The organism is Bradyrhizobium sp. i1.15.2 (assembly GCF_040548425.1).
GTDB lineage: Bacteria > Pseudomonadota > Alphaproteobacteria > Rhizobiales > Xanthobacteraceae > Bradyrhizobium > Bradyrhizobium canariense.
Genome location: NZ_JBEPRQ010000042.1, coordinates 1 through 25,812, shown reverse-complemented (window position 1 = coordinate 25,812; position 25,812 = coordinate 1). Strand labels below are relative to the sequence as shown.

The window sequence follows — 25,812 nt, the reverse complement described above, 5'->3', positions numbered from 1 at the left end:
TCAGCGCCAACACGACCAACCGTCACATCAATCCCTTTTGAGGGAATCCATCGTCAAAAGGATGCAGAAAACTCAACTGAGAGCAACTATCAAGCTCGGTAGTGAATAGAACCTCCGCACCGCTATAAGCAACAGAGGTGAGGTAAGTGCAAGATGCTGCCGTTCTCAAAATCGACCGCGGCTTGACCGGCTGCGAACTCATGATGGACTTTCTTCGATCGGAAAATAAATGGACCAGACGGCACATCGGCGCGTGGGCAAGCCGGCCATGCCGATCAAACATTCGTAAGAGTGGTTTCCGACCGTCATTCACGAGCTACTTCATGCAGTATATCGTGCACCATGATGATCGCCGCGCCAGAGGGCGCATCAGTCCGAAGATGAGATTCCCCACACTCGCGTGCGTCACTCGACAACGTTGCGCCAAGAGGTATCATGCGCGTGCGCCAGACAAAATCGTTCAGAACAACATCGCGAAAGATTTTGCACTGCCGTGCATTATCTTAAGCTTACCTCGAAGAATCGAAAGCTAACGACAAGCGCAGCTTGTTTGGACCATCGCTCCTCGTTTAAAGGGTCGTCACGGAACGGGAGTGGTTGCGATGGAGCATGGGCAGGCCGAATTGGTCGGACGAAAACCTGTAATCTTCGGGCAGCGTAAGGTGCGGCCGCGAGCCTGCGTGGCCGTCGGCAAGCAGCATCTGCGCGCCTTTCTACGAGATGTGCTGGAGGATATAGGATTTGTTATCAGCGAATGCAGCACTGCTGACGAGCTGCCGCACGTACTCTGCACGGAGCTCCCTGATCTGATCCTGCTCGGCATTGGCTCCGATCGCATCGAGCCTGGAAGATTGCTCGAGATACTCGTACGCGAAAAATTTGCAGGCAGAGTGCTGGCATTCGGCGCCCGCGAATCGATCATCATGACGGCAGTGCAGCAGGTCGGGAGCGAATATGGACTTGCTATGCTGCCGCCGCTGAGGACGCCGTTTGCGGCCGAGACGCTGCGCGATCGGGTCGCCATGCTCTTGCCCAGAGAGCCGGCGCCCCGTCCCGCGGTCCATGTCGGAGAAGCCTTACACGCTGGATGGCTTGAGCTCTGGTATGAGCCGAAGTTTGACGCGTGTACCCTCAGCCGCCGCGGCGCCGAGGCGCTTGTGCGAATGCGGCACCCGACCTGGGGCGTTGTTCCGCCGGCCTATTTCATCCCAGAGCCTCACGATCCGCATTTTAGGGAATTGTCGGAGTTCGTGATCGACCGCGCAATCAAGGATTGGCGCTATCTTTTGGAGCAGAAAACTTCAATCGATCTCTCCATCAATCTCCCGGCAGTATTCCTGATGAACCCGCAGGCGGTACGCGATCTGTGTCAGCGCATGCCGTCGCACCCCGCTTTCGGCGGTTTGACGATTGAAATCGAGAGCGAGGAAGCCATCCGGAATCTAGATCTCCTGATCGAGGTCGCGCGTGAGGTTCGCTTTTACAACATTGGCCTTGCAATCGACAATGTCGGCGCCAATTGGCCGCAGCTGATGGGGGTGGAGAGATTCCCGTTCAGGAAATTGAAAGTGGACCGGCAGTACGTCTCCGGTTGCGGAAATGGGCCCCTGAAGCGAACGGTGTGCCGCCAGATCGTCGATCTAGCCAAAGAATACAGTGCGCGCACCGTCGCCGAAGGTGTGGAGAGCCATGCCGACCTGATCGCTGTGACCGAACTCGGCTTCGACCTTGCGCAGGGCCATCTGTTCGGAAAAGCCATGCCGCTGAAGCAATTTGCACAGTCATCTTTCAGCACTCCTCCACTTCTTCCAAACTAGAGGCGTGAGGAGTGGCTGAGCACAGTCAAGCAAAGCCTAGCAGCGCTCGCCCACACCGCCCTGCTTACCCGGCGCCAGGCACGAGGCTGACTGCAATTACCGGTCAGTTTGCAAGGCCAGTGTCGCTCCTCCTGGCGGGCATCATTTCCCTCCGAAGCGACACCGAAGCTTATTGTAGCACAAATCCGTTTTGGCAAGCCTCCAGCGAGTCAATCCGCGGAAGCAAAGTTGCAGCCATGAGCGAGGCTTGTACAAAATCTCCAGTCAGGGCGTGTGACCGGAGGTTTGCCGAGATCCGGCTAGACGTGCCTGGCTCGCGGCTTCTAGTCGCGCCGCCGGTTTCGGTATCATCGAGCGTCGCGTGGCCCCGCGCTGCCGTGCCGGACAAACCGACGGAAGCTCGCGACGGTCGAGTCGCGACTTGCTCTCGGAGTACTGCCGAGGGCTCTCACAGCTTGAATTGAAGCGGCCTTGTTGCTGTAGGAGATGCAACATGGTCTCAGCCCCGGGACAGCACAATGCGCAAATTGCCCGCCATTGAGCCTGTGTGTTTGGCACGGCATTTGAAGGCATCGCCAATGGCATCGCTCGCCTAAGGAGTCGGAAGGCATGGCTTACAAGATCGTCGCTTCGCAATGCACCATTTGTGGTGCATGTGAGTTCGAATGTCCCAACGCGGCAATCAGCCTAAAGCGCGACATTTACGTTATCGATGCCAAAAAGTGTACGGAGTGCGAGGGCCATTCCGACACGCCGCAATGCGCGGCCGTCTGTCCGGTGCCTGACACCTGTGTCCCGTCTAAGACAGCATAAGCAGCCCGTGTAAGGCTTCATCGATGTCGCGAACGAAGTAGTCGAGGTCGAGCTCGAAGGGGCTCTGTCGGAAGACACCTCAAATTTATCTCGAATAAGGACAAGGCCGCTTCGATGCTCCAGTGGCCGCGTTGAGGCTTGTCCTCGCTGGCTGACGAGCCGAGGCGAGGTGGACGGGCGTCGAATGTATCAAGATCGCTTGCAGAATATCTAGAACTGGTCACTTCGGAGCCGAAGAGCCGGCCTCCTCGCGCGATGAGATCGTTCCGGAGATCCTGAAGCGGTACGAGAAGCTCGACCTCCGCTTACCGGTGGTCACCGTGCACGAGGGCCTGGAGTGTAGGGTCATAGTCCGACCCCGCCGCCCGCGCTCTGGCTGCTTACTCCAGTTTCGCAACTCAGAATGCAGCCCGAGGTCAGCAGCTATTCCTGCATATTGCCCGCGTCCAGGCTCCACTTGCCAAGCGGTGGCGGACGCATCGACGGCGCGCGCCAAAGTCGCTCAGCACGTGAATACCTACCGCACCGAGGAGATCATCTTGGCCAACGGCACCGAGGCGATCGAGCTCATGGCTCGTCGCGGGGCCAGCCGAATACCAAGCTGTCCGACCTGATCATCCCTGCGGTTCTAGAGTAATCCGGCATTGGCAATTCCTAAGGGGCCTCATGGCGGTGTGACCAAACGGACGCCGGCCGAGGATGATCGCAACTTCCTGACGGGCGGGTTTGAGAAGCTGCTGACGGAAAAACCAGGCCCGTCGCGATCACACAGATATCGAAAGCGGCCCAGGCTCGTTCCGGCCGCGGAGCTCATCCGGTTACCCGAACGGGGTATCGACCGCGAACCCATTCACAGGCGGAGCCTGCAGTAGCTTATGGTGTTGGTGCCGCAGCGAGTGTCTGATCGGAAGCTCTGGATCAATCCCGGCTGCGGGCTGAAAACTCGAAAGTCGGAGGAGGTGCGTCCCGCGCTCGTCTGCCGATCGAAGTCATTAACGCTCGACGCTAACCACAGCTCTACTATTCACTATCCAGCGCGTGGATGCGTCCCATCACAACAATCTATTTTACCTCCCTTACGGAATGTCATAGGAGATTGGCGCCTTGGCGCGATCTTCGGGAAGATAATCGAGCGTTTCTGGTGTTTTGGGGAAGCCAAATGCTGCTGCGCGACGGCAAGCGGCTCCAGATTTGCGCGGAGGCGATATCCGCTTCTCGTTGTTTGACGGCGAATGCCCTTGCCGTAAATCGATCGCCGGTAGTCCTCCCTACCGACGAAAGCTGGTGCGATGCGTAAAGCAGCGTCGCTCCTGCGTGACTTTCGCCCGGCCCCCCGAGTAGGCCGGGCGCTTTTTTATAGGACTGGCTATGAGAGACGGCATGGGATGATTCATTTTGACGTCTTTGCGCGACCCCGGGTACGTGAAAGGCATCTGCTACACCAAGCATGAGGCCGGTGCTGTTAAATCCTATCTGTCTATGGAAGGCTTTGGCCTCATGTTCGTACGCGTGGGTGGTGTCGGATACTTGATCTTAGGTACCCGCCCAGTCAGGGAATACAGAAACGCTACGATGTCGTTCTCTTCCTCGTCGTTAACCTGGCGCAGAGCTGGATCTCAATCATCAGGGCAACAGCTTGCTTCACGCTCTAAACTTGGCCCGAGGGGCTCGCCACGCGACGTTCCGCAAGGGCGCTGCGCGGGAGACATATTCGTCACCGACTGCCTTGGTGACCGCGAACCAACCCTTATCAGCGGCCCGGAAGCAGGCTTGCGTCAGGCTTTTTCATCACGCCGAATGGGAAGTGGGCCTGTCCACCGACGTTGATTCCCTTGTGGCAAGCGGAGCATCCGTTCTCTATAAACAGTGCCAACCCTGATTTCTGCTGATCAATCCGGAGCATGTGTATTGCCCTCCACATACTGATCGAATGGGGCCGCAGGTGAAATGAGGGCCGCTTCATTAGCCTCGATTGCCTTCGCATAGTTTTCAAAGGTGACCGGTCTCGCTTCGTTCGGGAAGGCATTTTTGACCAAGGCGACATAGCTGGCCATTGCGTTCAAGCTGTCGAGCACATGATTCGGAGTCGGACTCATTTCGGCACTCGCCTGCACAGGGCCGGTGGCTTGCGCCTTCAGGTCCGCGGCGCGGCCGTGCCAGAATGGCGCCACCTTGAACACCGCGTTGTAGACGGTTGGCGCCCGACGTAAGCCGACCTTCCAGACGTGACCGACTGAGGTCGGACCGGGATCGACTCCGCCGGTGCCGAGATTGCGGCACGTATTGCAGCTCATGATCTCGCTTGCCGATAGCCGCGGATCCAAGAACAGCATCTTGCCAAGATAAACCCTTCCATGTGTGACTGAATTGTCCTTTACCGCAGGAATGACTGAGGGGATCGGATGGAAGATCTGATTGGCGGTTCTCATCAGATCATCGTCAGCGTTAGCTGCTGGCGACATCAGCAGCTCAATCGCCAAAACAGATGCTTCAGCCGCAAACCGAAGCTTCCGGATCGATTTGTTCATAAACCCACCTCATCAGCTTTGGTTGTTATCGCGGAAACAGTCGACAACGAGGCCACCCTCCGTTCTTTCAACAAGTCGGCGCAGTATGCACCGCATCCTCTGAAAGGGAGGCTGCATCAAACGTGGGATTTCGAGGTGCTCGCGGCCGGTGTGCGCCCAGGAGGGAGGTTTGGCCCTTATTTGATTCGCGAGTTCGCTTTGAGCCAGATCACGACATTCGTGTTGGTAGATCAGACTAGCGCCTCGCCTTCGGCGTGATGGTCGATCTGACAACAACGGGTGTGCCGCATAAGGGTAAGCTGTCCGGTACCTGCATCGGTGCTCCATCAAGCGATTGGGTGGCCACTACGCTCCCTCGAAGTTGATCGTATGCGTCTTACACCGCCGATCGCGCTCAGCGCTGACGGTGTGGCTGGACCATAGCAACCGCCAGGCCAGTTGTATCTGACGTGCAAGCAGCTGATTTACTTTTAGAACGAGTCCGGGCGAACAAACAGCGTCGGATGTCTTGGCTTGATGAATACATGCAGTGTTACAGGTGCGACAAGCGTCGGTCCCGGCTAGACATCATCGCACAGAGAGTCTTGTGATGAGATCGAACTGCTGCTTGCGCGCCGAACGCGAGAACGGCGGTAATAAGGTCTACGCAGGTTTGGCGAGACACTGGACCGAGGCGCCAGGCGGTGCGCATCGCTCACGATTTCGTCGAGCCCTGCCGACTGAAGCCTCTCCGACTCATATCCGGGGCCGCTTCGGGGCGCGACCGCCGCGACATCCCGCCCTTTGTAAGGACCGACCTCGAGCCTGAACATGGCCTTGCCTCCCACCTGAGGTTCGCTGGCATGACAATTGCCGTTCTCAATCCGAAAGGCGCGGTTACCCAGAGCTTGACGGTGCGACGGCCCGATTAGTCAGATACTCCCATTCGGCACCAGCTTAATTCTCCGGCCTGACACCGGATCAGGCCGGGTGTCGGTTGGAATAAGATAAACCAGTTCGGCCCGCTGGCGGGCGAGTGGCAGCTTTTGAAGTCCTGCGCGCTGATGGCAAAAGGCGCTGAACTTCTGCAGAAGCAACCGTCACTTCGTGCCCTTGCGTTGAAAGACTGCGATACAAGAGGACATGCTGGGAGGAGATCGTGACATCATATCCGCAGATGGGCAGGTCGTGAGATGTCATCGGCGTCTTCCCGGGATCGACGTGATTGACCAGTTGTCGATGGCTGGTTCAGGCTAAATATGGTATGGGTGATGGCTTCGATTGACGATCGCTTGAATGAGATTAGATACGTGCGGAATGACATTTGGCGCTGTCGCAGAAGGCTTCAATGTGAGCTGACTGATCTCGAGCGTAAGATCCTCGAAGAGGGTCTGCTTGAGCGGCAGTCTGCCTTTGACCAGCTCCTGGCGACCACGTTTCCTTTTACATTGACACTGTGAAGAAAATTGCGGGACCTGTGCCGCGGGGGGCAATGGCGCGGAAATGGCATTCGCCCGCAGAACGCCTGGGCCCGCGTCAAGAACGTAGCGCTCCGGCCGCGGGCCGTCGCGCCCCTGATGGCCGCCGCCGAGCTGAAAGGCGTCGGTCCATAGCCTCGGTTCACCGACGTGCTGGCTCGCTGCGCGCCGTGAACGCGGATAATGGAATCGTTCGGGTACCCATTCAACGGCCATCGCCGGGGGATACCGATCGCCTCGTTTCTGCGACACCGCGATTACCGTGAGTAGCTTTCACCCGACAGAGTGATTGAAGAAGCTTGAATCGGCCGTAGCGTCAGATTGTACAGAGCAGGCGGACGATATTTCAAACCAGGTGCAGCCGAATGATAAGGTCCGTTCTCGCTTGTATATTATGTTCCGCTCTCGAGTTGCTCGGGCCAAGTACGGGCGCGGTTGCGGACACAAGGCGGTACGCGTGCACGATCACTGCCGCCGATCGAGAGCCGGTCGGAGTTCCGAATGAGCGGGTCATTCTCAGCGTTCAATATGGCTGTTGGATCGCGGGTGGTCTCTTGAGCGAAGCGGGAATCAAAGTGGTGTCGGTCAGCGAGTGGGCTGCTGACAAAGGGTCATACTTGGCTTCCCTGGAAATTCACCGCGCGCTGGAGGGAGTTGCAATCGGACAACTCTACGAGGCGGCCGGCTTCTCAATCATCGAAGGCGAGCAAGGCATTGCGGTCGCTACTTCCGGCACGACAGTATTCAAATCCGCATCTGGCTCGTTGGCAGCCCTTTCAGGGAAGACCCTTAAATTCACGACCAAACCCACTGGCCTACGTAGCTTCGAATTGGAGTTCACAGATTGGCCAGAATCTCTTCTATGGAAGTGAACTCGTGTCTTACGCTGATTTCCGCAGGCGCGCGGACGCACGAATTACCGTCCATACTCTTAGCCGCACACAATACGTGCTCCCCGGCCTGTGTGCTGTCCTCCAAGGCGAGCACGCCCGCAACAAGTTAAGCTAAAACTCCGAAGGTAGTCGGGCCCTGTAGAGCTTTCAAATTAACCTTCACCCGAGCCGATCAGCAGCTCTTTAAGGCGCTGATCAGCATCAGGGACGAACTGGTCTCGCAGAAGGGGCATCTCTTCGGCAGCGCCTGCGCGACACCGAAGCTATCGACAAGGAACAGACGCAGCCCGATGTTGAGCACGAAGAAGAAGCTGCCGGCCCACAGCCGGGGCTCCAGAAACATTTTTGCTGATCTCGGCCTGGCGAACGCCCGGGAGTACCAACTCAAGGCAGCACTCGTCCTATAACTGAAGCGGTTGATGGCGGAGCGGGAGATCACTCAGACCGAAGCCGCGAGGCTGTTGGGCGTGAAGCAGCCCAACCTGCCCAGGATGCTTCGTGAGCAGTTCAGGCCGGTTTCTGTGGTAAAGCTGCTGCGTATGCTGACAGCGTTCTAGTCTTACGAAGGTCGCGGGCGTTGTCCTGTGAGAATCAGTTAGCGGTTGAGATTCAGGCATCGGCAACGGGGGCTGATATGGATCTCCGGACATCAGGCGGCAGTGAATGGCGATTTTCGGCTTTTGTCGGGGGACTTGTGAGCGTGATCGGATATGCGGAAAGGGCCCGGCCCTTGTTTGATTGTCGCATCGGCTTAATCATGCCGGGGGAGCATAAAGGCGTTGAGCCGATGGCAGCGGTGACAGCACCTGATCGGACGTCGGCGCAGCATCAGTCGCTGCTGCACTTCGTCGGCCAATCGCCTTGGTCCGACGAGGGCGTTTTGGCCAAAGTTGGCGAGATGGTACTGCCGGCGATGGAGCGCCGTGGACCGATCGAAGCGTGGATCATCGATGACACCGGTTTTCCCAAGAAGGGAGCGCATTCGGTCGATGTGGCGCGTCAATATTGCGGGCAGCTCGGCGAGCAAGATAACTGCCAAGTCGCGGCGTTCCTGTCGCTTTGCCAATCACCACCCAGTCTGCCGGCGATGTATCGTCTCTATCTGCCGCAGGATTGGGCAGCAGATAACAAACGTCGGCACAAAGCGGGCGTGCCCCAGGAGATCAGCTTTATCCAAGAGATCGCACTTGAGCAAATCGAAGCAGCCTGCAGAGCCGGGCTTACTCGCGGCGTGGTGCTGATGGATGCCGGATATGGCTGCAACAGACCTGCGGACCAGCATCAGCGCGTTGGGGTTGACCTATGTGGCCGGTATCTTGCCAAACACCACGGTGTGGACATCCGACACGGCGCCGCTGCCGCCAAAAAAATGGTCGGGTAAGGGGCGACCACCAAAGCTGCTCCGCCGCGACCACAAGCATCACCGATTTCGGTCAAGGAGCTTGCTGTTTGCCTTCCTAAGGGGGCTGGCGCACGACCGAGTGGCGAGAGGATGCGGCCGAGCGGCTATCGTCGCGCTTCGCCCGCGCGCGCGTTTGCGTCGCGCATCGAGATTACCAGCTCACCGGACGCCGACCGGAAGAATGGCATTTGATCGAATGGCCAGAAGGTGAGGACGAGCCGACCAAATACTGACTTTCAACGTTGCCGGAAAAGGATCACTTTCGGAAAGCTAGTCGATCTAACCAAGCTGCGATAGCGCATCGAGCGCGATTATCAGGATCTCAAACAAGAGGTCGGGCTCGGATATTTCGAAGGGCGAGGTTGGCGTGGCTTCCACCACCACGCTACGCTGTGCATCGCGGCCTACGGATTCCTGGTCTCCGTGAGGGAGACGATTCCCCCTCGGGATCTCGTTCCGCTAGGCCGTTCAAGAAACTTGCGGTTTCGAACGGTTACCAACCCAGAGGCTCCGCCACTAAGACCCGAACGTCACATCCCGAACTCGGTTGCGACCATGCGGCGACGAATGATCATTGCCATCGCCTGGAACCTCTAACGCTGTCCCTGTTCCATTCGGCAATCGAAGCGTCTTCTTTTGTGACGCGGTAAGACTAGGTCCAGCGCGGTTTCATAGCGAACCTTCAAGAACCTGGCGGCGTGCTCATGGATTCTTAAGTTTTGAGCCAACAACGCCGCATGGATTGTAGCTATCCACGCCTCAAGCCAAGCTGAATACGCCGGAGAAGACTGGCAGCTCATATCGGGCGACAATATTGTTGAAGCGAACATGGGTGGGCAATCGGCGTGCCACAAGAGATGGTGTGCGAGACGTTGACGAAACGTTGCGTTTTGCACAGCGCCAACGTAGAACCGCGTCTCGGTGTCGGGTCACTGCCACGAACGTATCAAACCGAAGAGTGCTGAACGCGACAACACGGAGCGTTCATCGATATCGAAGCCTGGAGCATCGTTTCCTTTTAAGAACTTCAACAACTCGATGGCTGGATAACGCTTGAGGCGTTTGCCGATGACGGAAGCCCGAGCCTGGATCTGGCTTTATGAGGAATGACTGTACGATACGATATTCGATGCGAGACGAATGGCTGGACGGTTTACTACATCCGCACTGGTTTTGCTGCGCTGATCAATGACGTCGCCCCATAGCCTTCCCCTGGAAGACGCCGACGACCTGGCCGATCTGTTGAATCACCTACAATCAGAGCAGGCCTACGTCAGCAGTCACTAGCGCCGCGATTTTCGCTCTGGTCGCCGCGCTTTGGTGTGGCGGAGGATAAACGGTGTATCGACGGGAGCTTCCACGGGTCTCCGAACTTCGCGACTTTGTCCAGTATTCATCATCGCGAGACGTATTTCCAGAATTTTGCGAAATCGCTGTCGGAGATCCCTCAAAAACTGAAGCAGTTCCCGCGACATCGAGCGGGACTTCCGATGTCGACGAAGGCCTTGGCCATGCCGTGAAGGCCCAGCGCGTTGAGCTGACCAGCGGTCAAGCCGCCAATCGGGGCGATTGGCGATGGTGGTGGCATATGATCTGCACCCGCCGACGGTGACAACTGCTGACTCTAGTAGGTTTGTTGTTCCCACGCATGAGCTAGTAACTAGGTGGTTTTGACAGACACGCTTCGGGCACCAACAATGCAAGCCCTGCACAGGAGATCCTCTATGTCGTCGACCGCACTGCGCAGCAGCTCTGTTGCGTTGATCCTTTTTGCCAGCGGGATCATGGGGAGCGCGCAGGCAGACAATCCGCCCCCGCGCGCCAATGCCACGACGCCAGCCGGCCAGAACGGCGGCCCCGGCGAACGCGCCGGCCAAGCGCCGAGTACGCCGTCGGCCGCCGAGCAGCATCGCCTGCCGCCGGACTCCAGCACCAGGCAAACGCTCGATCTCCCTGGGCGGACGCTTTCTTTCATCGCGACGGCCGGCTCCATCCGCCTGTTCGACGAGAAAGGCGAGCCGGAGGCCGACATCGTCTATACCTCCTATCAGCTTGACGGCATCGATCGCGGTACGCGCCCGGTAACGTTCTTCTTCAACGGAGGACCGGGCTCATCATCGGCCTGGCTGCAGCTCGGCAACGCCGGACCGTGGCGGCTGCCGATCAATGCAGACGAGGTCACGCCATCCACTTTTCCGGAGGTGAGGCCAAACGCGGAGACTTGGCTCGATTTCACCGATTTGGTGTTTATCGACCCCGTAGGCACAGGCTATAGCCGTTTCGTGGGAACCGGCGATGATGTGCGCAAGCGGCTCTTTTCAGTTGACGGCGACGTCAACGCGCTCGCGCTGGTGGTCCGTCGCTGGCTCGAAGAGCATGACCGGCTGTTGTCGCCGAAATACATCGTGGGTGAAAGCTATGGGGGCATTCGCGGGCCAAAGGTTGTGCACCAGTTGCAGATGCGGCAGGGCATAGGAGTCAAGGGCCTGATAATGGTCTCGCCGCTCTTCGACTACGGCCAATTTGCCCGCACTGGCTTGCTGCAATACATCGCAACACTGCCGAGCTACGTCGCGACCCTGCGTGAAGCCGAGGGTCCGGTAAAGCGAGCCGATCTCGCCGACGTGGAAGCTTATGCACGCGGAGAGTTTCTGACCGACCTCATCAAAGGTCAGGCGGACAGGGAAGCGACCACGCGTCTGGCCGACAAGGTCGCGGCGCTGACCGGCATCGATCAGGCGGTGAGTCGCAGGCTCGCGGGCCGCTTCGACCTCGCCGAGTTTCGCCGTGAGTTCGATCGTAAGAACGGCATGTTAATCGGCAGATATGACGCCTCAGTGCGTGGCCTCGATCCGTTTCCGGACTCGGATTTCAATCTTTCCGGCGATCCGTCGAGCGACACGCTGCTCGCACCTCTGACCAGTGCCACTGTCGATCTCCTTACGCGCAAGCTAAACTGGCGGCCAGACGGCTCCTATGAGCTAGTCAACGGCGCGGTCAGGCGGGCTTGGGATTTCGGCCGCGGGCCTCCGGAGTCGCTCTCGGAGCTGCGCCAGATTCTGGCAACGGACCCGAAGATGAAATTGCTAGTCGGGCACGGCCTGTTTGACCTCGCCACGCCTTATCTCGGATCACAGATCGTGCTCGACCAATTGCCGCCATTTGCCTCAGCACCGCGCGTCAAACTCGTAGTCTTTCCAGGCGGCCACATGTTCTATTCACGAGATGGCTCGCGCTACGCGTTTCGTGCAGAGGCCGAAGCGATTATGGAGTAACCCGCACCGCGAACTAGGTCCCAAGCATGCTCGTGTTCGCACGAGCATAGTTACAGATGAAGCTGCTCATGGCGCCGGCTTCGGCATGTAAGTTCATGGTTCCCCCGGGTTTGGTTATGGGTTAGGGGAACCTACTTCTTTTCACTTGTGCCGCATCATTGTTGCCGACTCGGGTGAGGTTTGCCTTTCCCGACTCTGCGCGGTGCTGGAAAACGGCTTCTTGAGTGCTCCTATCTGCCCCGCATTGCGCCAAGCTTGTTGACGTACAACCTGAATCTCTCCAGAGAGCAGTTCTGCACAACTGGCATCTTCGGAGCGTCAATGGGAAGCACCTCTGGAGTGTCGTTCACAGCTAGTCGTAACTGTACACGGAATACCGAGAGGTTCGGTTGCGCGAGGCAGTCCTACCTTGCGCGGTATTCCGCCGATAGTTCTGGCTACGCCAGCGCCGATCACGCACCGTGCCGCCGAGGAACAATTGGGGCTCGGTTACCTGGCCAGTATTCTCAGAAAGCAAGGGGGCGAATATTCAAATCATCGACGGTTGGCTGGGCGGTCTGACGAGTGACGAGATCGTAGATTCGATAGCCCGGGTGCCGCTTCCGCTGTGAATTGGAATTTCCTGCTAGCAATCCAATATGGCTCGGGCAATAGAAGTCATGCAGCTGCTTCATCAGCGTGGTCTACAACCCCCGACGATCGCCTGCGGCTACGGGCCGACCTTTCATCCGGATGAGTTCCTGAACGCTGCGTTCGACGTCGCGGTCCTCGGCGAGGCCGAAGAAACTGTCTGCGAGTTGAGCGAGCACTCGCATTCGGTAAACTGGACCTCTCCGACATTCAGGGATCAGCTACAAACCTGCGGCAAGATCGTTCGTGGCGGGCGCAGGCCAGCGGTCGCGAACCTTGACGCCATACCTTTAGCCGCGACACGATCCTCGCCTCACTTGAGCGACGGAGCGCTGTGCCCGTGCTTTCGTCACGCGGCTGCGCGGCCCACTGCACGTTCTGCGTTCTGCTTGATCGTTGCCTTTGCGAAAGTATCGGATGGTTCGCATTGGAGGCAGCGTTCGATCGAACACTTCGTCGACGGGCTGGAGCAGGTTAACCGATCTTCGGCGGCGTCAATTTCCCGGAGAGCGCAACTGATTGTTTTGTTTCGGACAGGCCGTTGGCGGGTACGCCTCTCGGTGTCTGAAAGGGTCAGGTTTCTAACAATCGGCATCCTGCCAACTATCTAGCTCTACAGATGTGGGTTTTTGTATTCAACCAGCGCTGGCACACTCATTGCAAACCCCTGCGCAGGAGGCGGCTGTTAGCCCTTTGCAACAACATGCAGAGGGACACGCCCCTGATGGCAGGCAGTGAGTAAAGAAGCCGATATGACCACCCGCCGGAGAATAGGCATGACTTCACCGAGACGCACCTTGGTCAGCGATCCCGTCGATAAATCAACAGCGTCACACACACCGCGCTCGCAAGCGCTCAGCCGAGATGAACTACAACATCGTGAACGACCGCTGCCGCATGATCCAGAAGGCCGCGAAGTTGCGATCAGTAGGACCGGTCACGGAGATTGCACGCCTTACACCTGAATGCCGGATCGGAAATCCGTCCGTCTACCAGAAACACGTCGCTTCATGGTCTGAGGCGACAATCAAGGGAAATTTCTATGAGCCGAGCAACTACCCAGAGCGTCGCTGAGATCAAGGCGCGCAACAAGCAGCTAATCGATGAGGTGTTGAAGGCCTACCCAGAGAAGACCGCCAAAAGGCGCGCCAAGCATCTCAGTGTTCACGAGGCGGGGAAGTCGGATTGCGGCGTCAAGTCGAATATCAAGTCCATTCCGGGCGTGATGACCATCCGTGGCTGCGCCTACGCAGGCTCCAAAGGCGTGGTCTGGGGCCCGATCAAGGACATGATCCACATTAGCCACGGTCCGGTCGGCTGTGGTCAGTACTCATGGGGCTCGCGGCGCAACTACTACGTCGGCACGACCGGCATCGACACCTTCGTGACACTGCAGTTCACCTCCGATTTCCAGGAAAAGGATATCGTGTTCGGCGGCGACAAAAAGATCACAAAACTGATCGACGAGCTCCAGGAGCTATTTCCTCTCAACAGGGGCATCACCATTCAGTCCGAATGTCCGATCGGTTTGATCGGCGACGATATCGAGGCGGTCTCCAGAGAAAAATCAAAGGAATATGGCGGCAAAACCATCGTGCCTGTGCGGTGCGAGGGCTTTCGTGGTGTGTCACAATCGCTCGGACATCACATCGCGAACGATGCAGTTCGAGATTGGATCTTTGACAAGAGCGCCCCAGAGGCCAGCTCTAAATTTGAGCCGACGCCATATGACGTTGCGATTATCGGCGACTACAACATCGGCGGCGATGCCTGGTCGTCACGGATCCTGCTCGAAGAAATGGGCCTGCGCGTCATCGCCCAGTGGTCCGGGGATGGATCGCTCGCTGAATTGGAGGCGACGCCGAAGGCGAAGCTCAACATATTGCATTGCTATCGCTCGATGAACTACATCTCACGGCACATGGAGGAAAAATTCGGGATTCCCTGGTGCGAGTACAACTTCTTCGGCCCTTCCAAAATCGCGGAGTCGTTGCGCAAAATTGCAAGCTTCTTCGACGATAAGATCAAAGAAGGCGCCGAGCGCGTCATCGCGAAATATCAGCCGCTTGTCGACGCGGTGACCGCGAAATACCTGCCGCGGCTCGAAGGCAAGACCGTAATGCTGTTCGTCGGCGGCTTACGTCCTCGCCATGTCATTGGCGCCTACGAGGACCTCGGCATGGATGTTGTCGGCACTGGCTATGAGTTCGGGCATAACGATGACTACCAGCGCACCGCTCAGCACTACGTCAAAGATGGCACGCTGATCTACGACGATATCACCGGCTACGAATTCGAGCGCTTCGTCGAAAACATCCGGCCAGACCTCGTCGGTTCCGGTATCAAGGAAAAATACGTCTTCCAGAAAATGGGCGTGCCGTTCCGCCAAATGCATTCCTGGGACTACTCGGGTCCTTATCACGGCTATGACGGCTTCGCGATCTTCGCCCGAGACATGGACATGGCGATCAATTCCCCGATCTGGGGGAAGACCACGGCACCTTGGAAGGACGCTCCGCGGCCGAGCCTTCTGGCGGCGGAATAGGAACCCCGACGCCCGGGCCCTTTCTTCCGCGGAGGAGGGGAAGGGCAGGAGAACGAACACAAGAACCTAAAGAGTGCCATCATGACACAGAACGCCGAACACATACTCGACCACTCTGAGCTTTTCCGGGGAGACGAATACCAGCAGATGCTGGCCAATAAGAAGGCGCTATTTGAGAATCCGCATGATCCCGCCGAAGTCGACCGTATCAGAGAATGGTCCAAGACACACGAATACCGCGAGAAGAACTTTGCCCGCGAGGCGCTAACGGTTAATCCGGCGAAGGCTTGCCAGCCGCTAGGTGCGGTGTTCGCCGCGCTCGGGTTCGAGCGCACACTGCCGTTCGTCCACGGCTCACAGGGCTGCGTCGCGTATTATCGCAGCCATCTGTCACGGCACTTCAAGGAGCCGACCTCGTGCGTCTCCTCGTCGATGACGGAAGACGCGGCCGTGTTCGGCGGGCTCAACAATCTTACCGACGGGCTTGCCAACAGCTACAACATGTACAAGCCGAAAATGATCGCGGTCGCGACGACCTGCATGGCGGAAGTCATCGGCGACGACCTCAACGCCTTCATCAAAACATCCAAGGAAAAAGGTTCAGTCCCCGCGGACTACGATGTACCATTCGCTCACACTCCTGCATTCGTCGGCAGCCACGTTACCGGCTACGACAACATGCTCAAGGGCATCCTCGAGCATTTTTGGGACGGCAAAGCCGGCACGGCGCCAAAACTCCAGCGCAAAGCGAACAACACGATCAACTTCATCGGCGGCTTCGACGGCTACACTGTCGGCAACATGCGTGAGATAAAGCGCATATTCGAACTGATGGGGATCGGCTACACCATCCTCGCGGATGCCAGTGACGTATTCGACACCCCCACCGACGGCGAGTTCCGCATGTATGACGGCGGCACCACGCTGAAGGATGCCGCGAACGCAGTCCACGCGAAGGCAACCATCTCCATGCAGCAATATTGTACGGAGAAGACGTTGGCCTTCGTCAAGGGGCACGACCAAGAGGTCGTCGCCTTCAATCACCCCCTGGGCGTCAGCGCTACGGACGATTTCCTGATGACGCTGTCGCGTATCACCAACAAGGCAATTCCAAATGCGCTGGAGCGGGAGCGCGGGCGTCTGATAGACGCAATGGCTGACTCTAGCGCGCATGTTCACGGCAAGAAGTTCGCGATCTACGGCGATCCAGACCTCTGCTATGGCCTGGCCGCATTCTTGTTAGAGCTCGGCGCTGAGCCCACGCACGTGCTCTCGACGAACGGGGGTAAGGCCTGGCAGCAGAAAATGCAGGCGCTGTTCGCGAGCTCGCCGTTCGGTAAAAACTGCCGCGCCTTCCCGGGCAAGGATCTCTGGCACATGCGTTCGCTCCTGTTCACAGAGCCGGTCGATTTCCTGATCGGAAACACCTACGGCAAATATCTCGAGCGTGACACTGGAACACCGCTAATCCGCATCGGGTTTCCCATCTTCGATCGCCATCATCACCATCGTTACCCAGTGTGCGGCTATCAGGGCAGCATGAATGTGCTGGTCAAGATTCTCGACAAGATCTTTGATGAGATCGATAGAAAAACCAGCTCGGTCGGCAAGACAGACTACAGCTTCGACATCATACGCTAAGGCGAGCGCCCCGCCTCATCGTCCGCAGGAACAGCGGCGCTGTGGCGGGGATCACAGGTTATCCGCCGGCCATCCTCTTGGTCTGTGCGGCGTCTTGATATCCCCGAAAGAGACACCATGACTGCGCTTTCCACGACCATACTGGACGTCTTTAACGAACCGGGCTGCGCCAGGAACGCGAGCAAATCGAACATCGAGCGCAAGAATGGATGCACCAAGCAGCTGAAGCCGGGCGGGGCCGCCGGCGGGTGTGCCTTCGATGGCGCCAAAATCGCACTGCAGCCCTTCACCGATGTCGCCCATCTTGTGCATGGTCCAATCGCCTGTGAGGGCAATTCCTGGGACAATCGCGGTTCCGCCTCCTCCGGCTCCGATCTGTGGCGCAGAGGCTTCACCACTGACATGAGCGAGAACGACGTCGTGTTCGGCGGCGAGAAACGGCTGTACAGCGCAGTCAAGGAGATCACAGAGAAATACGACCCACAGGCCATCTTCGTCTACCAGACGTGCGTGCCCGCGATGATCGGTGACGACATCGATATGGTCTGCAAGGCGGCCTCCGCCAAATTCGGCAAACCGGTCATTCCCATCAATGCACCGGGATTTGTGGGGTCGAAGAACCTTGGTAACAAGCTCGCAGGCGAAGCACTGCTGGAGCACGTCATCGGTACCGGAGAGCCCGATTACACCACTCCGTATGACATCAACATCATCGGCGAATATAACCTGTCCGGCGAGCTCTGGCAGGTCAAGCCGCTGCTCGATGAGCTCGGAATTCGGATCCTGTCCTGCATCTCGGGGGACGGCAAGTACCGCGAGGTCGCTTATTCGCACCGAGCCAAGGCCGCGATGATGGTCTGCTCAAAAGCAATGATCAACGTCGCACGCAAGATGAGGCAGCGCTACGGCATCCCGTTTTTTGAAGGCTCGTTCTACGGTGTTGAGGATTCCAGCGATTCACTGCGCCAAATCGCCCGCATGCTAATCGAACGTGGCGCGCCGGCTGAGCTGATGGAACGAACGCAAGCCCTGATCGTACGCGAAGAGACCAAAGCCTGGACTGCGATCGAACGTTTCAAGCCGCGTTTTGTCGGCAAGAGGGTCGTTCTCATCACCGGTGGCGTGAAATCCTGGTCGATGGTAGCCGCTTTGCAGGAGGCCGGGCTCGAAATCGTCGGCACGTCCGTGAAGAAATCGACCGAGAAGGACAAGGAACGTATCAAGGGAATATTGGGCCAGCACGCCCACATGATCGAGGACATGTCACCGCCCGAGATCTACAAGTTCCTCAAGGACGCAAAAGCCGACATCATGCTTTCGGGCGGCAAGTCGCAATTCGTCGCACTAAAGGCGGCGACGCCATGGCTCGATATCAACCAGGAGCGCTGCCACGCCTATATGGGCTATGTCGGGATTGTCAAGCTCATGGAGGAGATCGAGAAAGCGCTCTACAATCCGATATGGGATCAGCTCCGCCAAGAGGCGCCTTGGGATGAGTTCGATTGGAAGCGTCAGGCAAAGACGGTTGCGCAGATGGATGCGCAAACCGTTGATCCAGTTCGGAGCGCGAACACGAACGGCGTCAAGACGATAAGTTTCTCCAACAAAAGTGAGGTCGGCGATGGTGAGCGCGCGAGTGCGGCGCATGGCCCGAACTTCGTCGAGCCCGCCAAGCCGTGCACCAATTCCACCGCAAGGGGCCTTGCTTGTAAGGACACTCTTTCCGATCTCCAGCCCCCGGCGCTGCAGGCGGCGGAGTAGGAGAACGACATGGCGATCGTCACTGCCTCGAAGAAAGCCTGTTCGGTCAATCCGCTCAAGATGAGCCAGCCGATCGGCGGCTCATTTGCCTTCATGGGCCTGCGCGGCGCGATGCCGCTTTTGCACGGCCCGCAAGGTTGCGCCTCCTTCGGGCTGACGCTGTTCGTGCGCCATTTCAACGAAGCCGTGCCGATGCAGACGACCGCCATGAACGAGGTTGCCACCGTGCTCGGCGGTCTCGAGAATCTCGAACAGGCGATCCTCAGCATCTACAATCGCGTCGAGCCCGAGATCATTGGTATCAATTCGACAGGCGTTACCGAGACCAACGGCGATGACGTCGAGGCCTTCATCCGGTTGATCCGGCAGAAGCATCCGCAGCTCGAAAAGCTTCCCCTTGTCTACGTCTCGACGCCGGATTTCAAGGATGCCTTTCAGGATGGCTGGGGCAAAACAGTGGCGCGGATGATCGAGGTGCTCGTGGCTCCCGTCGACGCAGCGAGATCGCGCGATGGCTCCCGCGTCAACGTGCTACCTGGCTGCCACCTCACGCCCGGCGATCTCGACGAGCTTCGCACGATGTTTGAGGATTTTGGGCTCAAGCCCTCCTTCCTGCCGGACGTTGCCGGTTCGCTGGATGGCCACATCCCCGACGAATTCACGCCGACCACGATCGGCGGCATTGGAATGGACGAGATCACGACCATGGGGCAGGCGGCCTGGACGATCGCGATCGGCGCGCAAATGCGCCGTGCGGCCGAGATCATGCAGGCGCGGACAGGCACGCCGTTCCGTCTGTTCGAGCGGCTCTGCGGCCTTATGCCAAGTGACGAATTCATCGCGTTTCTGAGCGAGATCAGCGGCCGGTCGGTGCCCTCGAAATACCGCCGGCAGCGTGGACAGCTGGCAGACGCCATGCTGGATGCCCATTTCCATATCGGCGGCCGCAAGCTCGCGATCGGCGCCGAGCCGGACTTGTTATTCGATCTCTCCAGCTTCCTTCACGAGATGGGGGCGCAGGTAACGGCTGCGGTGACGACGACGAACTCACCGGTGCTCCAGCGGGTCAGGACCGAGGACGTCCTGATCGGCGATCTGGAGGATCTTGAAGAGCTCGCCAGGTCACGTGACTGCGACCTCTTGATGTCGCATTCACACGGTCGCCAGGCCGCTTCGCGACTCAATGTTCCGTTCCTCCGGGTGGGCTTTCCGATGTTCGATCGCCTTGGCGCTGCGCACCTCACGAGCGTTGGCTATCGCGGCACGCGTGATCTGATCTTTGATATCGCCAATCTGATCATCGCCGACCGCGAAACCAACCATGGGCCGACGCCCGACACCTGGCCATCACCTGCGGTGACCTGCAGGTCCATCCGCCCCAGTTGCATTGAGCAGGAAGAGAAAAAACACGGATGAAAGTTGCATTCGCCACTCAGGACTTGAAGCACGTCGATGCGCACTTCGGCTGGGCCAGGAACATCGTGATCTACGAGGTCGACTCGGACGGGCATCAGTTTATTGAGGCGGTTCAGTTCGGCGGTGACCTCACGGAAGACGGCAATGAGGATAAGCTGACGCCGAAGATCCAGGCGATCAGGGACTGCGCCATCCTCTATGTTGCGGCGATCGGCGGCTCGGGTGCTGCGCGAGTCGTCGCGAGCAACATCCATCCGATGAAGGTGCTGCAACCAGAGCCCATCGACGACCTTTGCGTCAAACTCGAGACCGTGCTGAAGGGGTCGCCGCCGCCCTGGCTGCGGAAGCTGCTCACCAAAAGCTCGCAACGTACGGTGGATTTCGAAGCCTGAGGGAAAGAGGATGCCCGATCGGTCTGAAATCACTCCAGCCGCCCCCGCGGCAGAGCGGCCATTTCTCAAAGAGCTCATCAAGATCTGGCGCGCCCAGGACACCCACGGCGCCTGGGAGGGCAAGAAGGACCTCGACCTGCTAGACCCCTACATTCTGGACAAGTGCAAGCGCCGTGCGCTGCCGATCGTTGGCAATCCCGACCCCGACACGATATGGCGACTGCAGTTGTTCTTTGACGCCATTGCGCTCTCGATCGAGAAGGCGACGGGCGTGATGATCTCGCCAATGCTGAAGATGCATCATGAAGGGTTCGGTCGGATGGTGCTGATCGGGGGCCGGCTCGTTGTCGCGAGCAAGCAGCTACGGGACGTGCATCGCTTTGGTTTCAACAATCTGTGTCATCTTGCCGACCAAGGCGACGAAATCGTCAATAGTGGTGTTGAGATGATCCGCGAGTTCCCGGAAGTGGCGAATTATTGAGGCAAGTATGAGCGATCATGAAAGCCTGAAAGCGGAAATAAAGAAGCTGTCGGCCAAAGCGACCCAGGCCAAGATGGACCTCCACGACCTCTCCGAGGAACTGCCCGTCAACTGGACCGCGATCCTGAGCGTGGCGCAGAAGGCTCACGACGCCTTCAGCGAGCTCGAAAGCAAGCGCCAAGATCTCCAGGCGCTACACAAAGCATAACGGACTTCAAGCGATGTCATACAGGACCCGCGACGGCCGCGATTGGAGGCCGGACTACCTGGTTTGGATCGATCCAAACAAGTGCATCGGCTGCGGCCGCTGCTACAAGGTCTGCGGCCGCGAGGTCATGACGCTAAAGGGCCTGAGCGAGGACGGCGAGATGATCGATCTCGATGAGGACGATGATGAGGTCGAAAAGAAGGTCATGGTGATGAAGGACGAGGGGGCCTGCATCGGCTGCGGCGCCTGCGCCCGGGTCTGCCCGACAAACTGTCAGACCCACGCGCCAGCTGCTTGAACCGACTCTTCTCTCGCTTTGAACAGGGGTGGTTTGTCACAAACAAGGGTAGCTCGGGAGATCCGGCATCGCGCCGACGAACATGTACGGCGCGAAGCCTTGAACCCTGTCGAAAGTGCGCGTCAATGCTAAGCTTGGAGTGAACCATGGTAAAAAAAGGTGTGCCGTTGAAGTCGCGGATTGAAAGGCCAACGGCCTCGACTCCAGATGATGATCCCTATCTATGGTTGGAAAAGATCGAAGGCGGACGGGCGTTGAACTTCGTCGAGCGGCAGAATAGCAGAACGCTGCGGCTGTTCGGCGGAGCGGCCGCGGGACGAGATCGCGATGCGCTGACCGCGATTTACGATCGGGCTGACAAGATCCCCTATGTCAGGCGCCGCGGCAGCCATCTTCACAATCTCTGGAAGGATGCCACCAACCCGCGCGGGCTGTGGCGGCGGACAACAATGGCGGAGTTTCGAAGACCCAATCCGGCGTGGGAGATCGTGCTGGATATCGACCAGCTTGCAGCAAGCGAGCGCGAAGACTGGCTACTGAGCTCGATAGGCTCACTGCCGGGAAGCCCGCGATACATCTTAAGCCTCTCGCGCGGCGGCAGCGATGCCGTCACCTTGCGGGAATTCGACGCCAACACGAGGAGTTTCGTTGCGGACGGCTTTGCGATGCCGGAAGCCAAGGGCAGCGTCGACTGGCTCGACACGGACACGCTGCTGCTGTCCAGCGCCCATGGCGAGGGCATGGTCACGAGCTCCGGATATTCGAGGACCGTTCGCCTGTGGTGTCGTGGCGAACCTGTGGATCGAGCAGAAGTGATCTTCGAGACCGCGGCTGATCACATGCGTGTCTATGGCCTCGCGGACCATACCGGCGCGGTCCCGCGTACCTGGATCATCGATCGGATCGACTTCTTCAACCAGCGCATCTGGCTGCGCGATCACGCCGGCACCACCACGAAGCTCGAGCTCCCGTCCGGCATCTGGATGCAGGCGCATGGCGACTGGTTTGCGATGAAGCTGCGCCAGCCCTGGTCGACCGGAGGCCGAACCTATGCCACCGATGCCGTCCTCGGCATCTCGCTTTCGGCTTTCCTTGCAGGCAGCCGCGACTTTTCGCTCCTGTTCGAGCCCGGACCGCGGCGCGCATTGCAGGACTTGTTCTGGACTGCCGGCAGACTGGTGCTCTCGATCCTCGACGAACTTAAGCCGCAATTCCAGATCTGCACGCCATTCGCCACGGGCTGGAGCCGCGCGATACTCGACGGGCTTCCCGAAATCGGCGTGGTCGACGTCTGGCCGCTCGATGGTCATCCGTCTGAGAGCAACGGCGACTTGCTCGCCGAAGTGCAGGACCCGCTCACGCCGCCCTCGCTGCTGTTGATCGAGCGTGGCGTCGAAAGTCCTGTCGTGTTGAAGCAGGCATCGAAGACCTTCACCGCCGATGGCTTGGTGGTGACGCAGCATGAGGCGATCTCGATCGATGGCAAGCATATCCCCTATGTGCAGACCGGCCCCGCAGGCGAAACGGGGGATGCGCCGGTCTATATGACCGCCTATGGCAGCCTCGGTCGCTCGGTGAAACCATATTATAGTTCGTCGCTCGGCAAGCTGTGGCTGGAGCGCGGCGGAACCGTTGTGCAGGCGAATTTGCGCGGCGGCGGCGAGTTCGGCACGCGATGGCACGAGGCTGGCCGGCTCGCCGGCAAGAAGCTGTCGCATGACGATTTCGCAGCTGTTGCCGCCGATCTCATCCGCCGCGGTGTCACGAAAGCGAAACGGATCGCAGCCAAGGGCGGATCGAACGGCGGCATCCTCATTACCAACATGCTGACGCGATACCCGGAGCGTTTCGGCGCGCTGTTCTGCACCGTCCCGCTGACCGACATGCGCCGCTACACCAAGCTGCTTGCCGGCGCGAGCTGGATCGCGGAGTATGGCGACCCTGACAAGCCCGAGGACTGGGAATGGCTGAAGACCTATTCCGCCTATCACAACGCAAAACCCGGCCAGCCCTACCCGCCAATCCTGATCGCCACGAGGCGGCGGGACGACCGCGTCCATCCCGGACATGCGCGCAAAATGGCCGCAAAGCTCCAGGCGATGGGCTATGAGGCTTATTTCTACGAACCGGCGGCGGGCGGGCACGGCCACGGCAAGGACAACAAGGAGCGCGCCGGCCTCGAAGCGCTGGGCTTTGAATTTCTGAAGAGCAAGATTGGCTGGCATGAGGGGGAGGCGTCAGCCAGGTAATGCAATTGCCAAATGACATTCGTACGATATCGACCAGTGCGAGAGCGCTGTGACCGAAGTCCAGAACTCCCGCACGACCGATTCAAGATCCTGCGCGCTTGAACCAACGCATGGTGGAGTTAGCGTCTCGCCGGGACTTTGATAACGACCGTTTCTCTTCACCAACTCTATGACCTCACTTGCGTGCTGTATCTCAGCCCGGTACTGCGCGTGATCTTCCAGGACCGTGACTGGACTGCGTCTTGTCTGCCCTTTAGAATGTATCCTCACAAAAGCTCGCGATTTAAAGTTCGAATTGCCTTTTGTACGTTCCGCAGGCGGTCAATTCGGCGACAGGATTATCTTCCAGCAGCCGCGGCCGCGCTTTCTTTTGGAAGCAGTCAGACGGGCAGAGCGAGCGAGGCTCATACCAACAGCTATTTGCCGGTGCCGCGCGCCGGCGGTTACGGCAGCGATCGTCAAAACGCCATGAGCGATCGCCATGATGGGCGAGGCACAAACCCCGCGGCCCGAAGCGCACGACCCGCGTCCGATGTCTGACATCGAACGAGACCGTTAGCTACAAACGCACGTCGTATTGAGCCGCCGAGGCAATCTTGGACCGAATCAGGTGCGTGGTGTTCGTTGCCGGCGTTGGCACGGGCATTGCTGCTGAGATTGAGCACGGTGTCGGGCGGAGTGCATGGAGACGTGCTCTCTCGTTCATTGAACTCGTGCCGCGTTTCTTAGAGACAAACGAGCTTGCGCTTACAATCGCGCGAAGGTTTGGGCATAGATTCGGAGAACAACATGATTCTTCGTATGGAGTCGCCAGCTCCTCCGATCAGGGTGGAAGGCTGGATACGTGGCGAGCCCCTCACCAACTTTAAGCCGGGGACGCTGTATATTGTCGAGTTTTGGGCGACTTGGTGCGGCGGATGTGTGGCGGAGATGCCCCATCTCGCGAAGCTGCAAGAGAAATACGACGATAGCCGAATTGAGATCATTGCAGTTGCAGCTTCCGAGCAAGGCTCAACGGCCGAGGAGGCGCGAACAAACTTGGATGCGTGGTTGACCAAGAAAGGCGCCAAGCTGAACTTTCGGATTGCGTTCGATTACGCGGGAAAAATGAAGAAGTCTTGGATGGCGCCCAGTTTTTCTAACACTATCCCCACCTCATTCGTCATCGACCGTGACGGTCACGTCGCCTTTATCGGTCACCCGATGCAACTGTATGACGTGTTTCCAAAAATCGTAAATGGCACCTGGCGCACCAGCGATGAAGCCGAAGCAGCGGACGCTGGGCGAATCGCTGAAGCAGAAGCTGAAATGCGCGAGAAAGCCCGGATGCAAGCATTCTGGGGCAAACTTGGACTGCCGCTGAAGGCGCAGAATTCGTCGACGGCGCTTTCGGACGCTAGAGAGGGCGTCGCAGTGATGCCGGACGACATCAACGTTCGGCTAGTGCACGCGGATCTGCTCCTGCACAAAATCCAGGACATGCAGACGGGAGTACCCGTTATGCGTCAATTGGCTCGCGATGCGATCGAAAAACAATCCGAGTTGTGGAAGGTGCAAGCGATCCGCAAACTCTCTAATCCAGCGGAGAAGAACTCTGATGTCCCGCATTCTGATCGCTTTGCGATTGGCAAAGACTTGGCCGAACACATCCTCGCGCTGAACTCTCCAGAAGGCCCGGCCGGCCCCAAGTTTCTGTCCTATGTGGCGGTCGCTCAGTATTATTACCAAAGCGGCGACAACGATCGTGCGGTCGAGTTAGTTGAGTCGGCGGTGAAGTCGCTGGACGGCCCGGGGCCCATGGGGGCTGAACAGAAGGCGCACTACCTGCGTCTGTTGCTTGAGACCTTGGCCAAGTACAAGGATGAGGAGGCAAAGCCGTTCTCGGGGACGAAGAGCGCCTTGGGCTGAATTCTTGGCCTGAATTTAAGAAAATGCGGCTCGCGAGCGGACGAGCGGTGACCCAGAAGCGGGTGCCGCGGGACGCCCAAGGTGCGCCGAAGATGGCG

At 58.5% G+C, this 25,812-nt stretch carries 19 protein-coding genes and 1 pseudogene; 18 read left to right on the top strand and 2 right to left on the bottom strand.

Annotated features, from left to right (window positions below; translation table 11 throughout):
• Positions 1-602 precede the first annotated feature (602 nt).
• The 3 genes and pseudogenes from ABIB80_RS37020 to ABIB80_RS39545 form a co-directional block, all read left to right on the top strand.
• Complete coding sequence (locus ABIB80_RS37020; RefSeq protein WP_354129398.1) at positions 603-1,817, top strand: EAL domain-containing response regulator; 1,215 nt, start codon at positions 603-605, stop codon at positions 1,815-1,817.
• Between the two features lie 609 nt (positions 1,818-2,426).
• Positions 2,427-2,630 carry a 4Fe-4S dicluster domain-containing protein gene (locus ABIB80_RS37015; protein ID WP_354129397.1) on the top strand — a complete coding sequence of 68 codons (204 nt, stop codon included), beginning with the start codon at positions 2,427-2,429 and terminating at the stop codon, positions 2,628-2,630.
• 890 nt (positions 2,631-3,520) lie between these two features.
• A pseudogene (locus ABIB80_RS39545) lies at positions 3,521-3,607 on the top strand (hypothetical protein); the annotation flags it as partial.
• A gap of 912 nt (positions 3,608-4,519) precedes the next feature.
• Here the strand turns inward: ABIB80_RS39545 and ABIB80_RS37005 are convergent.
• Positions 4,520-5,158, bottom strand: coding sequence for a cytochrome-c peroxidase (locus ABIB80_RS37005; RefSeq protein WP_354129395.1), 639 nt, complete (start codon positions 5,156-5,158; stop codon positions 4,520-4,522).
• A gap of 2,011 nt (positions 5,159-7,169) precedes the next feature.
• Here ABIB80_RS37005 and ABIB80_RS37000 point away from each other — a divergent pair.
• Positions 7,170-7,487 carry a hypothetical protein gene (locus ABIB80_RS37000; protein ID WP_354129394.1) on the top strand — a complete coding sequence of 106 codons (318 nt, stop codon included), beginning with the start codon at positions 7,170-7,172 and terminating at the stop codon, positions 7,485-7,487.
• A 193-nt stretch (positions 7,488-7,680) separates the two neighbouring features.
• Here the strand turns inward: ABIB80_RS37000 and ABIB80_RS36995 are convergent, their stop codons facing one another.
• Positions 7,681-7,851, bottom strand: coding sequence for a hypothetical protein (locus ABIB80_RS36995; RefSeq protein ID WP_354129393.1), 171 nt, complete (start codon positions 7,849-7,851; stop codon positions 7,681-7,683).
• A 76-nt stretch (positions 7,852-7,927) separates the two neighbouring features.
• Here ABIB80_RS36995 and ABIB80_RS36990 point away from each other — a divergent pair, with 76 nt between their 5' ends.
• From ABIB80_RS36990 to ABIB80_RS36930, 14 genes are all read left to right on the top strand, one after another.
• A complete protein-coding gene (locus ABIB80_RS36990; protein WP_354129392.1) occupies positions 7,928-8,065 on the top strand; it encodes an XRE family transcriptional regulator in 138 nt (45 codons plus the stop codon).
• Between the two features lie 77 nt (positions 8,066-8,142).
• A complete protein-coding gene (locus ABIB80_RS39540) occupies positions 8,143-8,889 on the top strand; it encodes an IS701 family transposase (protein WP_502918772.1) in 747 nt (248 codons plus the stop codon).
• On the top strand, positions 8,813-9,121 hold the full coding sequence (locus ABIB80_RS39535; RefSeq protein ID WP_502918773.1) for a hypothetical protein: 309 nt from the start codon (positions 8,813-8,815) through the stop codon (positions 9,119-9,121). The genes ABIB80_RS39540 and ABIB80_RS39535 overlap by 77 nt, the downstream gene beginning before the upstream one ends.
• 1,573 nt (positions 9,122-10,694) lie before the next feature.
• Entirely contained in the window at positions 10,695-12,185 is a 1,491-nt protein-coding gene (locus ABIB80_RS36980; protein WP_502918771.1) for a S10 family peptidase, read from the top strand.
• Positions 12,186-13,857: 1,672 nt separating this feature from the next.
• Positions 13,858-15,360, top strand: coding sequence for a nitrogenase molybdenum-iron protein alpha chain (gene nifD, locus ABIB80_RS36975; RefSeq protein ID WP_354129390.1), 1,503 nt, complete (start codon positions 13,858-13,860; stop codon positions 15,358-15,360).
• Positions 15,361-15,441: 81 nt separating this feature from the next.
• On the top strand, positions 15,442-17,001 hold the full coding sequence (gene nifK / locus ABIB80_RS36970; RefSeq protein ID WP_354129389.1) for a nitrogenase molybdenum-iron protein subunit beta: 1,560 nt from the start codon (positions 15,442-15,444) through the stop codon (positions 16,999-17,001).
• 117 nt (positions 17,002-17,118) lie between these two features.
• Positions 17,119-18,762: a nitrogenase iron-molybdenum cofactor biosynthesis protein NifE gene (nifE, locus tag ABIB80_RS36965; protein ID WP_354129388.1), complete on the top strand. Its 1,644-nt coding sequence runs from the start codon at positions 17,119-17,121 to the stop codon at positions 18,760-18,762.
• Positions 18,763-18,771: 9 nt separating this feature from the next.
• The gene (gene nifN, locus ABIB80_RS36960) at positions 18,772-20,178 is read left to right on the top strand and encodes a nitrogenase iron-molybdenum cofactor biosynthesis protein NifN (protein ID WP_354129387.1); all 1,407 of its coding nucleotides are present in this window, start codon (positions 18,772-18,774) and stop codon (positions 20,176-20,178) included.
• The gene (nifX, locus tag ABIB80_RS36955; RefSeq protein WP_354129386.1) at positions 20,175-20,570 is read left to right on the top strand and encodes a nitrogen fixation protein NifX; all 396 of its coding nucleotides are present in this window, start codon (positions 20,175-20,177) and stop codon (positions 20,568-20,570) included. The genes nifN and nifX overlap by 4 nt, the downstream gene beginning before the upstream one ends.
• 10 nt (positions 20,571-20,580) lie before the next feature.
• On the top strand, positions 20,581-21,051 hold the full coding sequence (locus ABIB80_RS36950; RefSeq protein ID WP_354129385.1) for a NifX-associated nitrogen fixation protein: 471 nt from the start codon (positions 20,581-20,583) through the stop codon (positions 21,049-21,051).
• Between the two features lie 7 nt (positions 21,052-21,058).
• On the top strand, positions 21,059-21,259 hold the full coding sequence (locus ABIB80_RS36945) for a CCE_0567 family metalloprotein (protein WP_354129384.1): 201 nt from the start codon (positions 21,059-21,061) through the stop codon (positions 21,257-21,259).
• A 13-nt stretch (positions 21,260-21,272) separates the two neighbouring features.
• Positions 21,273-21,557, top strand: a complete 285-nt coding sequence (fdxB, locus tag ABIB80_RS36940; protein ID WP_354129383.1) for a ferredoxin III, nif-specific — start codon at positions 21,273-21,275, stop codon at positions 21,555-21,557.
• A gap of 146 nt (positions 21,558-21,703) precedes the next feature.
• The gene (locus ABIB80_RS36935) at positions 21,704-23,806 is read left to right on the top strand and encodes a prolyl oligopeptidase family serine peptidase (protein ID WP_354129382.1); all 2,103 of its coding nucleotides are present in this window, start codon (positions 21,704-21,706) and stop codon (positions 23,804-23,806) included.
• A 789-nt stretch (positions 23,807-24,595) separates the two neighbouring features.
• Positions 24,596-25,714 (top strand): TlpA disulfide reductase family protein, encoded by a 1,119-nt coding sequence (locus tag ABIB80_RS36930; RefSeq protein ID WP_354129381.1) that lies wholly within the window; start codon positions 24,596-24,598, stop codon positions 25,712-25,714.
• Positions 25,715-25,812: the final 98 nt, after the last annotated feature.